A 13,828-nucleotide genomic window follows, 5' to 3' on the forward strand; every position below is an offset into this window, starting at 1 on the left:
GCTTGCAACGCGCGCTGGATACCCACTTTCAAGGCTTGAGGCGACGATGGACGCAGCAATCGAGTACAGCGGTGGCTGCCAATGCGGTGCCGTGCGTTTCCACGTGCGCGGCAGGCTGACGGACGCCTCGATCTGCCATTGCCGCATGTGTCAAAAGGCCTTCGGTGCCTACTACGCGCCGTTGGTTTCGGTGCGCGGTACCGAGTTCAGCTGGACACGCGGCGAGCCGAAGCGCTTCGCCTCTTCATCGTTGGTGTTGCGTGGCTTCTGCGCCGAATGTGGAACGCCGCTGACCTATGAAGCGCCCGACGGCCTGGCGATTGCTGCCGGTGCGTTCGATACGCCCGAGCGGTTGCCTCCGGTGATCCAGTACGGGGTGGAGCGCAAGCTGCCGTTTGTCGATGCATTGGCCGATCTACCGGCGCGCACCACCGAGGACGATGTCGCCGCATTGACCTTTCTGGCCGATGTGGTGTCAAGGCAGCACCCGGATCACGATACCGCGCAGTGGCCAGTGTGAGTCCGCGCCCGCAGGCGTGAGTGCCTACCGCAGGGGCGCGCGACAGCGGGGTGCGTGCAGGTGCCGGCACCATCACAACGGTACGAGCGCCATCTTCGATCCCCGCAATCGGCCGTACAGCGTGCTGAAGTTCTGGCCGTGGCCCAGGAGCACCGCGATCTCCTTGCCGCCAGCGCCGTCTGCGCTCCGGCCGTGACGTGGCAGGCCGCAGGCCCTACCATTCCCCTTTATCTCTTCGTATCCGGCGCAATGAGCAGCAAGCAGAATCAGTGGATCGTCGGCGTCAACGCCGTCGCCTCGTCCGTCGAGAACGACGCCGACAACGTGCGCGAGGTCTTGATCGAGGCCGGCAGCAAGAATCCGCGCCTGATCGAAATCGAAGAGCAGGCCCGCCGCAAGGGCATCGACGTGCGCCGGGTCAATACCCAGGCACTCGATGGCGTCGGTGGGCAGGTGCGCCACCAGGGCGTGGTCGCCCGCTATGCCGCAGCGCGGCTGTGGGCCGAAAACGAGCTCGAAGCGCTGGTGACCGCCGCCGAGGGACGTGCCTTGCTGCTGATCCTCGATGGCGTGCAGGACCCGCACAATCTCGGCGCATGCCTGCGCAGCGCGGCCGCGGCCGGCGTCACTGCAGTGGTCATTCCCAAGGACAAGTCGGCCACGGTCAACGCGACCGTGCGCAAGACCTCGGCCGGTGCGGCCGACCGTATTCCGGTGGTCGCGGTGACCAATCTGGCGCGTTGCCTGCGCGATCTGCAGAAGCAGGGCGTGTGGCTGTATGGCCTGGCCGGTGAAGCCGAGGCGTCGCTGTACAGCGTGGACCTGCGCGGCAACGTCGGGCTGGTGCTCGGCGGCGAGGCCGACGGCCTGCGTCGTCTCACCCGCGAGCATTGCGATGGTCTGGTCAAGATCCCGATGCCGGGCGATATCGAAAGCCTCAACGTGTCAGTGGCCGCCGGTGTGACCCTGTTCGAAGCGGTACGCCAGCGCCTGGGCGCCTGAGGCGGCCACCGAAACGACTGCGCTCACCGCCAGGTGGGCGCGGGCGTGGCCGATGCCCCGACTCGGCACGCACCACCCGTGCACTGCGCTTGCTGCGCGTCGTCCGCATCCAGCTGGCGACTGTTCGCTCTGTGTCGCCAACCACTCTGCATCGCACGTGCGTGCCAATGGCGAGCGCAGGTCGATCGGCATGGCGAGATCGCGCATGCGGCGCGGTTCGATCCGCGCACCCACGCAGTGGCCGATCTGCGCAAACAACGGCGCCGGTGCGCTTGCCGCTGCAGTGCCGGGCGCGCAGGTGGCCCGCCGCGCATGACGTTGACCAAGGCGTGCGACGATTGACCGGCGCGCGTGCCCGTTTTTGCCTACCATATCGCCAGCGAACGGCGTGTTATGTCTGATGAGAGATGGGGCGGGGGCCTGGTCGACGGGCGAGAACGGATGCGATGCCAAGGCGTCGGCACGGGGAGACAAGCGGCCGCAGCGCTGGCTCGGTGCCGTCGTCTGCATGCTGCTGGCGCTGTGCTCACTCGCGGCACTGGCTGCACCGGCCGGCACGGCGCCATTGCGCGACTACGCGATCGACAGCTGGAGCTCGCGTAACGGCCTGCCGCACAACTCCTTGCGCGATATCGCCCAGACCCGCGATGGCTACCTGTGGTTCGCCACCTGGGAAGGCCTGGTGCGTTACAACGGCCTGGAATTCGGCATCATCGACCGCAGCACGCGTCCCGGCCTGCCCGACAATGGCGTCGGCGCCTTGTACGTCGACCACGACGGGGCGCTGTGGCTCAGCGATGCGCGCGGCAATCTGGTGCGGCACGGCAGCGACGGGCAGTGGCGGCACTGGCAGCGGCAGGGACAGTGGCCGCAGGCGCTGATCCATGCAATGACCATGGATGCGCGCGGTCGCATGTGGTTGCTGTTCGAGGGCCACGGGCTGGGCTGCCTGTGGCCGGATGGGCGCTTCGAGTATTTTCCGCCGCGCGATGGCGTGCCGCTGCAGAGCAGCTTTCCGCGCATGGCGTTCGACGACCAAGGCCGGCTGCTGATCGGCACGCTGGACGGCCTGATCTATCGCGAACCGGACGGACGCATGCATCGCGCCCCGGCCGCGTTCGGCCTGCCACCCGGGCTGGCGTGGCCATACCGCGCGCCGGACGGCACGCTGTGGGTCGTCGCCGGCGAGCAGCTGTATCGGCTGCGGGGCGAGACTGCCGAGCTGGTACGGCGGGTGCCCGGGCAGGGCCATTTCACCGCGATGCTGCAGGACCACCATGGCGACCTGTGGCTGGGCAGCGAAAATCAGGGGCTGCTGCGCATCGGCAGTCATGGAGTGGAGCATCTGCCGGCTGGTCGCAGCCTGCCGACCGGGCGCATCGTCAGCCTGCGCGAGGATGCCGAAGGCAGCATCTGGGTCGGCGCCAACGGCGGGCTGTTTCGGCTGCGCGAAACCCTATTCAGCAGTTACAGCCAACGCGATGGGCTGAGCGGCGACTACGCCCGCGCGGTGCTGGAAGACCGCGACGGCAGCCTGTGGATCGCCAGCACCGCCGGCCTGGATCGGATGCTGCCGGACGGGCGCATCGTGCCGGTGGCGGTGGCCACGCCATCCGGGCGCAAGCTCTCGGTGCTCAGCCTGGCGCTGGATCGGCACGGCGATCTGTGGGTGGGCACGTATGCCGATGGCGTCTTCGTGCTGCACGACGGACGCCTGCTGCGGCATTACGGCGACGCCGAGAGCATTCCCAGCGGGCATATCCGCGCCATCGTGATCGACGACTCAGGCGTGGTATGGCTGGCCACGCAGCGCGGCGTGGTGAAGCTGGTGAACGGCAAGCGGGTGCCCCTGGCGGTCGACGGCCTGCCCGATGGCGTGGTGACCGCGCTGGCCAGCATCGATGGTGCGCTGTGGATCGGCTCGGTCGACGGCGCGGCGGTACTGCGCGCCGGAAAACTGCAGCAATTGAATCTTGAAGCCCTGGGCGGCGCGCGGAGCGTGTTCGGTTTTCAGCGCATCGGTGACGCTGTCTGGATCTCGACCGATCGCGGCCTGTACCGGGTGCGCAACGGCAGGCTCGCACGCGTGGGGCTGGAGCAGGGCATGCCGGTCGATACGGTGTTCCAGCTGGTCGGCGACCGGTTCGGCAATGCCTGGATCAGCAGCAATCGCGGCGTGTTGCGCACGCAGCTCACCCTGCTCAACGCGGTTGCCGATGGACGCGCCCGGCTGGTCATCGAACGCTATGGCGAGATCGACGGCATGGGCAACGCGCAGGCCAACGGCAGCTCCGGGCCGAGCATGATCGCGCGTGCCGATGGCTCGATCTGGGTGGTCACCGCCGGCGGCGTGAGTACGGTCGACCCGGCGCGCCTGCAGCGCTTTCGCGAGCGGCGCGCGCCGCCGGCGGTGATCGAAAGCGTGCAGCAGGACGCACGTCCGCTGACATGGCGGCAGCAGGCACGCCTGCCGGGCGGGCACCGCCTGAACGTGTCCTATGTCGGCATGAGCTTTCTGCTGCCGGAGCGGATCGAGTACCGCACGCGCCTGGAAGGCCTGGACAGCGACTGGACCGAGCGTGGCCGGCAACGCAGCGTGGAATTCATCGGCCTGCCGCCGGGGCGCTACCGTCTGCATGTAGCGGCCCGTCACCCGGGCGGTGCATGGAGTCCGCACGAGGCGGTGTGGGCGTTCGAGGTGCTGCCGCTGTGGTGGCAGCGCCAGGACGTGCGTCTTGCCGCGGTACTGGGTGCGATTTTATTGCTGGCGCTGGTGTATCGGTTCCTGCTACGCCGCTATAAGAGCCATAACGCACGCCTGGCCGAACTGGTGCGCAAACGCACCGAAGATCTGCAACTGCAGGCGCAGCGTTTGCTGCAGGCCAACCAGGAAAAGAGCGAGCTGCTGACACGGCTGCGCATCAAGTCGGATGTGTTCGAGCGCCAGGCGCACGAGGACGCCCTGACCGGGCTGCCCAACCGCAGGCATTTCGACGAGGCGCTGGCGCGCGACATCAGCCGCGCACGCCGCAGCGGGCGGCCGTTGGTGCTGGCGATTCTGGATATCGATCATTTCAAGCGCATCAACGACCACTATTCGCACGCCAGTGGCGATGCGGTATTGCACGAAGTCGGTGTGCTGCTGACCGCCGCCGCGCGCGCGTCGGACCTGCCGGCGCGCCTGGGCGGCGAAGAGTTCGCCCTGCTGCTGGCCGACACGACGCTGGAGGATGCACAGGCGCTGTGCCAGCGCATCCGCGCGCTGTTCCACGCGCGCCACGGCTGGGGCGGCGTGGAAGGCCTGCAGGTGACCTTCAGTGCCGGCGTGGCCCAGTTGCGCGACGACGACACCGGCTCATCGCTGATGCAGCGCGCCGATCAGGCGCTGTACCAGGCCAAGAGCGCGGGGCGCGATCGCATCGGGGTGGGATAGGTGCTGGGATTGGGGAATCGGGATTGGGGATTGGCAAGGGCAGTGCGTTGGTCTGCTTTAGAACCCACCGACTGGCTGTGCCATTGCGTGCGGAGCATCGTGGCTCAGCAGAAGGGACGCGTCAGGCAGCGTGCCTTTGCGAATCCCCAATCCCCAATGCCCAATCCCCGCTCAAACAGGCCCCGGCCAGGCATTGGCGATCGTGCAAAACAGCCGCGCGGTCTGCTCGGTGTCGTAGACCGCGCTATGCGCATCGGCGGCGTTCCATTCCAGGCCTGCGGCTTGTGCCGCGCGCGCCAGCACGGTCTGCCCGTACGCCACGCCGGCCAGGGTCACGGTGTCGAACACGCTGAAAGGATGGAACGGGTTGCGTTTGTGGCCCACGCGCGCAACTGCGGCGTTGAGGAAGTTCAGGTCGAAATGCGCGTTATGGCCGACCAGGATCGCGCGCTGGCAGCCGTACTTCTTCACTGCCGCACGCACCGGCGCGAACACATGGTCCAGCGCGTCCTTTTCCTGCTTGGCGAAGCGGAACGGGTGGTCGAGCACGATGCCGGTGATCTCCAGCGACTTCGGGTCGATCTCCAGTCCTGGCGCCGGCACCAGATGGGCACTGGCGGTGTCGCCGGGGAAGAACCGCCCGTCGGCATCCATTTCGATCGGCACGCAGGCAATTTCCAGCAGGGCGTGCTTGTTCCAGTCGAAACCTCCTGTTTCCACATCCACCACCACGGGCAGATAGCCGCGGAAGCGCCGCGACATGGGCAGGAAGGAGGGGGCAGGTTGCAGGTCGACCGGTTCGTTCATCGGCATAGCCTAGCAGGTCGTACGGCCGGCCCGATCGTGGCAGCTGGCGGCCTGCCCGCGTGTACTGAGCGGCGATCCGGCAAACAAAAGCCCGACCCGTGTTGCCACGGATCGGGCCCGGAAGCTGTGCTACACCGCTGGCGTCAGCGGGCGGCGACCACGCTTGCAATCAGCCCGGTGGCCACCGCAATCAGCACGTAGTTGTTGTCCACGCGGCGCCATTCGTGCCCGCGCTGCGGCGTGTTCAAGTGATGCTTGCGGTAGTCGGCCACCCGCGTACCGCGATGATCCGGTGCCAGACGTTCGCCACGCCGGTACGGCGGGCCGCGACGATCGTTGCGGTGGTCGTCGTTGTGCGCGCTGGGGCGGTGGTCACGCTTGTCATCGTGTCTGTCGTCGCGATGATCGTCGCGGCGGTCCGGGCCATGCGCGTCGTGGTGCTGCGCGCTGCGGTCGCGGTCGTCATGCTGCTGCGGCGTGGCGAACGCTGCGCCGGACGTGAGCAGCGATACAACCATGAGGGATCCGATGATGCGTTTCATCTGCCTACTCCTGCGTCACAGGAACAGCCTGTGCGAGTTCACCGTAGGCATTTGGAGCTGAATACGTAATGAAATAAGGCGTTGCGACCTGTGCCGGTAGATGCCGCCGGCACTTGTTGCGATCAGATGACGCCGGTGGTGCTGGTGTCGTCGCGCTTCAGGCGCGGCGGCAGCGGCTGTTCGCCGTGGACCAGGAACCACACGTTCTCGGCGATGTTGGTGGCGTGGTCGCCGATGCGCTCCAGGTTCTTGGCCATGAACAGCAGGTGCGTGCAGGGAGTGATGTTGCGCGGGTCTTCCATCATGTAGGTCAGCAACTCGCGGAACAGCGCAGTGTATTGCGCATCCAGGCGTGCATCTTCATCGCGTACGCGGATGGCCGCATCGGCATCCTTGTTGCGGTATGCCTGCACCGCTTCGCGCACGGCATCGGCGGCCATCTGGCCGAGCGCACGCAGGCCCACCGTCTGCGGCAGCGGCGGTGCGGAATTGAGCGCGATCGAGCGCTTGGCGACATTGGCCGCGTAATCGCCGATGCGTTCGATATCGGCGGGAATGCGCAGGCCGGCCAGGATCTCGCGCAGGTCGCGCGCCATCGGCCCACGCAACGCCAGCCGCATCACGTCGTGGCTGATCGCATGCTCCAACGCATCGATCGCCTCGTCGTTGACCACGATGCGATGCGCGGCGTTGTCGTCGCGACGCTCCACCACATCCAGTGCGGCTTCCAGCTGCGCCACCGCCGTGTCGCCCATGCGCACGATCTCGGCGACAAGACGGTGCTGCTCCTCGTCGTAGCTTTTGACGATATGGTCGTTGAGGTGCTGGTTCATCGTGATCTCGATTCGTGGCGGTGGTGGATGTCCGCCGTACCCCTGGCGACATCGCGAGTGATGCAAATGTCGTGCCGGGCAGTGCGGCGGAGCTGCGTCAATGCGGCGTTGCGATGGCCCGCCTTACATCAACCGAAACGGCCGGTGATGTAGTCCTCGGTCTGCTGCTTGGACGGCTGGGAGAAAATCGTTTCGGTGCGGTCATGCTCGATCAGGTCGCCCAGGTACATGAAGGCGGTGTAGTCGGAGACACGTGCCGCCTGCTGCATGTTGTGGGTCACGATCACGATGGTGTATTCGCGCTTGAGTTCTTCCACCAGCTGCTCGATACGGCTGGTGGAAATCGGATCCAGCGCCGAGGTCGGTTCGTCCAGCAGCAACACGTCCGGGCGTAGCGCCACCGCGCGTGCGATGCACAGCCGCTGCTGCTGACCGCCGGACAGGCCCAGCGCGCTTTGCCCCAGCTTGTCCTTGACCTCGTCCCACAGCGCGCCCTGGCGCAGCGCCTGCTCGACCCGGTTCTGCATGTCGGCCTTGGACAGTTTTTCGTGGTGGCGGATGCCGTAGGCGACGTTTTCGAAGATCGTCATCGGAAACGGCACCGGCTTCTGGAACACCATGCCGACCTTGCTGCGCAGCCGGTTCATCGGGTACTTCGGCGACAGGATGTTTTCGTTGTCCAGCAGCACTTCGCCGCGCGCTTCCATCTTCGGATACAGCGCATAGATGCGGTTGAAGATGCGCAGCAGGGTGGACTTGCCGCAACCCGACGGCCCGATCAGCGCAGTGACGCGCTTTTCCGGAATCTCGATGTTGATGCCCTTGAGCGCGTGGTACTTGTCGTAATAGAAATCCAGATTGCGTGCGGCCACTTTCACCGGCGCCTGCGCGGCCGGTGCTCCCTTGGCGGCCGGAACGGCGATGCGATGCATCGGCATGGCGTTTTGGAGATCGTTCATGTCGGGTGTCCGGAGGGAGAGGTCAGTCATTGGAAATCTTGTTGCGCAATAGCAGGGCGCGCGCGCCCAGGCTCACCAGCAGCACGAACACGGTCAGCACCAGCGCGCCGGACCAGGCCAGGGTCTGCCAGGTCTCGTAGGGGCTGCCGGCGAACTGATTCATGATCACCGGCACGCTGGCCATCGGCTGGAACACGTTGCTGTTCCAGTACTGATTGCCGAAGGCGGTGAACAGCAACGGCGCGGTCTCGCCGCTGATGCGGGCCAGGGCCAGCAGGATGCCGGTGAGGATGCCGGCCGATGCGGCGCGATACAGCACCTGCACGGTGACCTTCCATTGCGGGATGCCCAGCGACAACGCCGCTTCGCGCATCTGCGCCGGCACTAGGCGCAGCATTTCGTCGGTGGTGCGCACCACCACCGGCAGCACGATGAAGGCCAGCGACAGCGCGCCAGCAAACGCGGAGAAGCGCCCGCCGGTCTGCATCACGTACAGCGTGTAGACGAACAACCCCAGCACGATCGACGGTGCCGACAACAAGATGTCGTTGACGAAGCGCACCACCAACCCGGCCTTGCGTGCATTGCCGTATTCGGCCAGCCAGGTGCCGGCGGCAATGCCCAGTGGCGTGCCGATCGCCAGCGCCAGGCCGCACATCACCGCACTGCCGAAGAAGGCATTGAGCAGGCCGCCTTCCTGCATCGGCGGCGGTGTCATCTTGGTAAACAGGTTGACGTCGATGCCCGGCACGCCCTTGGACAACAAGGTCCACAGGATCCAGGCCAGGAAGAACAGGCCGAACACCGCGGTGACGCAGGACAGCAACAGTGCGATCGCGTTGGTCACGCGGCGGCGGTTGTACAGCGATTGCGAGACCGAGGACATCAGTTGCCCTCCCGACGCGACAGCTGCATCAGCATGAAGCGCGCAATCGCCAGCACGATGAAGGTCACGATGAACAAGACAAAGCCCAGTAGCAGCAATGCCGAGCGATAGGTTTCGGTGGCCTCGCCGAAGTCATTGGCGATCAGCGCGGCGATGGTGGTGCCGGGCTCCAGCAGCGACGGCGACAGCCGCACCGTGTTGCCGACCACGAACGCCACCGCCATGGTTTCGCCCAGCGCACGGCCCAGGCCCAGGAACACGCCACCGATCACCGCAGAGCGGGTATAGGGCAGCACGATGTCCCAGCTGACTTCCCATTTGGTCGACCCCAGCGCATACGCCGATTCCTTCAGGCGCGTCGGCACGGTCAGGAACACCTCGCGCATCACCGAGGAGATGAACGGAATCACCATGATCGCCAGCACGAAGCCTGCGGTCAGCAACCCGATTCCCAACGGCGGGCCCTGGAACAACGGGCCGATCAGCGGCAGCGTGCCCAGGTGATCGTTGAGCCAGGGCGTCACGTGCTCGGTCATCACCGGCACCAGCACGAACAGGCCCCACATGCCGTAGATGATCGACGGGATGCCGGCCAGCAGTTCGATGGCGGTGCCGACCGGGCCGCGCAACCAGCGCGGCGCCACCTCGGTGAGGAAGAACGCGATACCGAAACTCACCGGCACCGCAATCACCATCGCAATCAATGCGGTGACCAGGGTGCCGTAGATCGGCGCCAGCGCGCCGTATTTGTTTTCCACCGGATTCCAGTCGGCGGAATAGAAAAAGCTCAGGCCCTGCATCTGCAAGGCATGGCGCCCGCCCCACAGCATCGACAGCGCGGCGCTGCCGAGCGCCAACAGGACGAAGACGACCGTGGCGGCCAGCGCAAGCTTGAACAGGCGATCGGCACGTGCATCGCGCAGGTCGCGGCCGCGCGGGGCGGTCATCGCTTCGGGAATGGCGGTGGCATTCATTCGATTGGACTCGTCACCCGCGCACTGGCGGGAGCGTGAGACAGCAGGAACGGCGAGGCGCCCGCAGGCACCTCACCGCAGCGCAGCCCGCCATGACAGCGGGTGCAGGGCATCACTTGAACTCGCTGGCCCAGTAGGCCTGGATCTGCTTGACCAGTTCCGGCGGCAGCGGCACGTAATGCAGTTCGCTGGCCTGGGCCTGGCCGTTGTCCAGCGCCCACTTGAAGAAGTCCAGCGTTGCCTTGCTGCGCGCGGCATCCTTGGGCTGCTTGTGCATCAGCATGAAGTTGGTCGCGGTGATCGGCCAGGCCTTCTCGCCCGGTGCGTTGGTGATCACCAGGTTGAAATCCTTGGCGTTGGCCCAGTCGGCGCTGGCGGCAGCGGCGGCGAAGCTTTCCGCATTCGGCTCCACCCACTGTCCGGCCGCATTCTGCAGCGAGGCGTAGGGCATCTTGTTCTGCAGGGCGTAGGCCAGTTCGACATAACCGATCGAACCCTTGATCTGCTGCACGTACGAGGCCACGCCTTCATTGCCCTTGCCGCCGACGCCACCTGGCCACTGCACCGAGGTGCCTTCGCCGACCTTGCTCTTCCACTCCGGGCTGACCTTGGACAGGTAGTTGGAGAAGTTGAAGGTGGTGCCCGAACCATCGGAGCGATGCACCAGGTTGATCTTGGTCGCCGGCAGCGTCACGCCCGGATTGGCCGCGACGATCGCCGCGTCGTTCCACATCGTGACCTTGCCCAGGAAGATGTCGCCCAGCAGCGCGCCGGTCAGGCGCAGCTTGCCCGGTGCGATGCCTTCCAGGTTCACCACCGGCACCACGCCGCCGATCGCCGACGGGAACTGGCCCAGGCCGGCTTGCTGCAGTTCGGCGCTGTCCAGCGGCTTGTCGGTCGAACCGAAGTCCACCGTGCCGGCCTTGATCTGCGCAATACCGCCGCCGGAGCCGATCGACTGGTAGTTCACCTTGTTGCCGGTGGCGGCGTTGTAGTCGGCCGACCACTTGGAGACCAGCGGATAGATGAAGGAGGCACCGGCGCCGGAGATCTCGGCGCTCTTGCTGTCGCCGGCGGTGGCGCCTGCGCTGGGGGAACCCTTGGCGGTATCGCCGGACTGCGCATCCTTGCCGGGCGAGCAGGCGGCTAGGGCGAGGGCGATGGTGAGAGACAGGGCGGTCAGGCTGGCCGACTGCAGTTTCATGGAAGCTCCGAGGCTGGGTTGGCCGGGGGACCCGGCAGACCACGCTATGAAATGATGTTTTTGTTACACGTGCATGACAGTGCCTTTTGAAGAAGGCATCACAAAAAAGACGCGACCCCGTGGGGGCCGCGTCCCGGTGCCGACGCCGGGGAGAGAGACGGCGTCGTTCCTGTCGCTGTGGCTGGCGTTACTTGGGCAGGTTCTTGGCCCAGTAGCTTTCGATCTGGGTTACCAGGCTGTCCGGCAGCGGCACGTAGTCCAGCTGCTTGGCCTGCGCATCGCCCTTGCTGTAGACCCAGCGGAAGAACTCCAGCGTGTTCTTGAGGCCGGCCGCGTTCTTGGGCTTCTTCTGCACCAGGATGAAGTTGGTGGCGGTGATCGGCCAAGCGTTGTCGCCGGAGGCATTGGTCATCACCAGGTAGAAGTCCTTGCTGTTGCCCCAGTCGGCGCTGTTGGCGGCGGCGGCAAAGGTCTCGTCGGAAGGCTGCACGAACTTGCCGGCGGCGTTCTTCATCGCGGTGTAGGCCATCTTGTTCTGCAGCGCATACGACAGCTCGACGTAGCCGATGCCGCCCTTGATCTGCTTCACGTACGCAGCCACGCCCTCGTTGCCCTTGCCGCCGATGCCGGTCGGCCACTGCACCGCGGTGCCTTCGCCGACCTTGCCCTTCCAGTCCGGGTTGACCTTGGACAGGTAGTTGGTGAAGTTGAAGCTGGTGCCCGAACCGTCGGAGCGATGCACCACGGTGATCTTGCCGTCGGGCAGCTTGACGCCCGGGTTGAGCGCGGCGATCGCCGGGTCGTTCCAGGTGCTGACCTTGCCCAGGAAGATGTCGCCCAGGGTCTTGCCGTCCAGTTTCAGCGCGCCTGCCGCCACGCCGGGCACGTTGACCACCGGCACCACGCCGCCGATCACCGACGGAAATTGCGCCAGGCCGGCCGCGGCCAGTTCTTCCGGCTTGAGCGGCGCATCGGACGAGCCGAAATCCACGCTGGCTGCCTTGATCTGGGCGATGCCGCCGCCCGAACCGATCGATTGGTAGTTGACCTGCTTCTTGGTGGCCGCGTTGTAGTCGGCCGACCACTTGGACATCACCGGGTAGATGAACGACGCACCGGCGCCGGTGACATCGGCGGCCTGGGCGCACAAGGCCAGCGAGGCGGTGAGCACGCCGACGGCCAGACGGGTCTTCAGAGAGTGGATCACGGAACAGCTCCTGTAGCGAAGGGATGAGGACGTCCCGCGGTCGTGCCATTGCAGGGCAGGGGCATGACTGCGCGATGTCCGGGAGATGACATGCAGATGACGGCGTTGCGGCGGGGCGCGTTGCCGGGTGGGATCAGGGTGATTGCCGCCGTGGCACGCTCACGGGAGCGCAGCACGGCAGCCGATCCAGCGCGCACTTACCAATAGAACTGCGCACGTGCCTCGATGATCGACGGGTTGTCGTCGACCAGGCCACGCGTGGCGCTGTTGTAACGGGTGCTTTCCACCTTCGCGTAGTCGAGTGCGAACTTGAAGTTGGAGCGCCAGTACCAGTTGGCACCGATCGTGCACACATCCATCTTGCCGCCCAGCACGCCGTCCACGAACGGCGTGGTGCCGTTGGAGACCAGGTGGCCGTCGTTGAGGTCCAGGGTGTCGTAGCGCACCGCCAGCTGCCACATCCCCGAGGCCGGCGCGTTCGGCAGCGGGGTGGTCGGCACGCCGGCCTTGTAGCCCCAGGTCTCGCCGGTGATGTTCCAGACGCCGCTGACGTACCAGCCGTCACTCTTGTAATCGTTGGCGTTGTTGCCGATGCGCTTGGCGTTTTCCTGGAAGAACTCGCTCTGCAGCTTGAACGGGCCGGTGATCCACATTGCCTCGGCGCCGGCCACACCCACGCGGTCCACGTTGGTGATGGCGCCGCTGTCGATCAGGCGCACCGTGGTCAGGTCGGCGTCGGGGCGTGCGCGCAGGCGCAGGGTGTCGTCGTCGGTGTCGTAACCCAGGTAGCTCAGGCCGAAGTGCAGCACGTTGCCGCTCTCGTTGATCGGCGCCCAGGTGCCGCGCGCGCCGTAGCCGCTGCCGTGTGCCTGGTTGCGGGTCAGTTCGCGGCCGAACGCACTGGCGGTAATGCTCCAGTCGTTGTCGCCCATGCCGTAGGCCACGCCCAGCCGGCGCGAGATGCCATAGGTGTTGGTCACTGCGGCCTTGGAGACGAAGTCGTTGTTCTTGGTGCTGGACAGCTCTTCCAGGCTGTTGGGCTGCTTGAACTGGCCGACCTGCAGATAGTTGTTGGCGTTGCCGGCGAACTTGTACTTGATGTTGTTGTCGAGGAAACGCCCGGTGCTGCGGATGGTGGTGCCGCGGATGGTGACTTCCTTCAGCACGCTCGGGTCGTAACCGGCCACCCATTCGAAATTGCCCGGGCCCTTGCCCTTGAGCACCAGCTCGGCACGGCGGATGCTGAATTCGGAATTGTCGCCGTTGGCACCGATCGGGCCATTGAGGTCCTGCACATCGTTGTGGAACCAGTTGCCGTCGGCCTGGACCAGGCCTTCGAGCGACATCTCCGAGCCGCCGATCACGTCGATGGCGATTTCGGCGTGCGCGGCGGGTGCGGCCAGCGCCAGCAGCAGGGCGGAGCCAAGCAGGGTGGGAGAAAGTTTCATATGTGCCTTGCGA

12 protein-coding genes and 1 other RNA gene are annotated in these 13,828 nt (G+C 66.0%); 4 read left to right on the forward strand and 9 right to left on the reverse strand.

Features of this window, described 5'->3' with window-relative positions; all coding sequences use genetic code 11:
- Nucleotides 1-46 precede the first annotated feature (46 nt).
- From DYQ94_RS02390 to DYQ94_RS02405, 4 genes are all read left to right on the forward strand, one after another.
- A complete protein-coding gene (locus tag DYQ94_RS02390; RefSeq protein WP_126965583.1) occupies nucleotides 47-520 on the forward strand; it encodes a GFA family protein in 474 nt (157 codons plus the stop codon).
- Between the two features lie 249 nt (nucleotides 521-769).
- Complete coding sequence (rlmB, locus tag DYQ94_RS02395) at nucleotides 770-1,522, forward strand: 23S rRNA (guanosine(2251)-2'-O)-methyltransferase RlmB (protein WP_024940443.1); 753 nt, start codon at nucleotides 770-772, stop codon at nucleotides 1,520-1,522.
- A gap of 67 nt (nucleotides 1,523-1,589) precedes the next feature.
- A non-coding RNA gene (locus DYQ94_RS02400) (sX9 sRNA) lies at nucleotides 1,590-1,665 on the forward strand.
- A gap of 257 nt (nucleotides 1,666-1,922) precedes the next feature.
- Nucleotides 1,923-4,955: a ligand-binding sensor domain-containing diguanylate cyclase gene (locus DYQ94_RS02405; RefSeq protein ID WP_160955089.1), complete on the forward strand. Its 3,033-nt coding sequence runs from the start codon at nucleotides 1,923-1,925 to the stop codon at nucleotides 4,953-4,955.
- A 171-nt stretch (nucleotides 4,956-5,126) separates the two neighbouring features.
- Here DYQ94_RS02405 and rnt read toward each other — a convergent pair whose 3' ends face one another.
- The 9 genes from rnt to DYQ94_RS02450 all read right to left on the reverse strand — a co-directional run bounded on the left by rnt (nucleotide 5,127) and on the right by DYQ94_RS02450 (nucleotide 13,815).
- On the reverse strand, nucleotides 5,127-5,768 hold the full coding sequence (rnt, locus tag DYQ94_RS02410; protein ID WP_102584351.1) for a ribonuclease T: 642 nt from the start codon (nucleotides 5,766-5,768) through the stop codon (nucleotides 5,127-5,129).
- Between the two features lie 137 nt (nucleotides 5,769-5,905).
- Nucleotides 5,906-6,304, reverse strand: coding sequence for an RcnB family protein (locus tag DYQ94_RS02415; RefSeq protein ID WP_126965585.1), 399 nt, complete (start codon nucleotides 6,302-6,304; stop codon nucleotides 5,906-5,908).
- 122 nt (nucleotides 6,305-6,426) lie between these two features.
- Nucleotides 6,427-7,137, reverse strand: a complete 711-nt coding sequence (gene phoU / locus DYQ94_RS02420) for a phosphate signaling complex protein PhoU (RefSeq protein ID WP_005994733.1) — start codon at nucleotides 7,135-7,137, stop codon at nucleotides 6,427-6,429.
- Nucleotides 7,138-7,265: 128 nt separating this feature from the next.
- On the reverse strand, nucleotides 7,266-8,096 hold the full coding sequence (pstB, locus tag DYQ94_RS02425; protein WP_016902480.1) for a phosphate ABC transporter ATP-binding protein PstB: 831 nt from the start codon (nucleotides 8,094-8,096) through the stop codon (nucleotides 7,266-7,268).
- Between the two features lie 22 nt (nucleotides 8,097-8,118).
- Complete coding sequence (gene pstA / locus DYQ94_RS02430) at nucleotides 8,119-8,982, reverse strand: phosphate ABC transporter permease PstA (RefSeq protein WP_039511726.1); 864 nt, start codon at nucleotides 8,980-8,982, stop codon at nucleotides 8,119-8,121.
- Complete coding sequence (gene pstC, locus DYQ94_RS02435; protein WP_006450306.1) at nucleotides 8,982-9,956, reverse strand: phosphate ABC transporter permease subunit PstC; 975 nt, start codon at nucleotides 9,954-9,956, stop codon at nucleotides 8,982-8,984. Before pstC ends, pstA begins: the two co-directional genes overlap by 1 nt.
- A 112-nt stretch (nucleotides 9,957-10,068) precedes the next feature.
- Nucleotides 10,069-11,160 carry a phosphate ABC transporter substrate-binding protein PstS gene (gene pstS, locus DYQ94_RS02440; protein ID WP_046342269.1) on the reverse strand — a complete coding sequence of 364 codons (1,092 nt, stop codon included), beginning with the start codon at nucleotides 11,158-11,160 and terminating at the stop codon, nucleotides 10,069-10,071.
- 187 nt (nucleotides 11,161-11,347) lie between these two features.
- Nucleotides 11,348-12,367 carry a phosphate ABC transporter substrate-binding protein PstS gene (pstS, locus tag DYQ94_RS02445; protein WP_024940437.1) on the reverse strand — a complete coding sequence of 340 codons (1,020 nt, stop codon included), beginning with the start codon at nucleotides 12,365-12,367 and terminating at the stop codon, nucleotides 11,348-11,350.
- Between the two features lie 197 nt (nucleotides 12,368-12,564).
- The gene (locus DYQ94_RS02450) at nucleotides 12,565-13,815 is read right to left on the reverse strand and encodes an OprO/OprP family phosphate-selective porin (RefSeq protein WP_065032418.1); all 1,251 of its coding nucleotides are present in this window, start codon (nucleotides 13,813-13,815) and stop codon (nucleotides 12,565-12,567) included.
- Between the last annotated feature and the right edge of the window lie 13 nt (nucleotides 13,816-13,828).

The organism is Xanthomonas sp. LMG 8993 (genome assembly GCF_009835065.2).
In the GTDB taxonomy this organism is placed as follows: Bacteria; Pseudomonadota; Gammaproteobacteria; order Xanthomonadales; family Xanthomonadaceae; genus Xanthomonas; species Xanthomonas arboricola.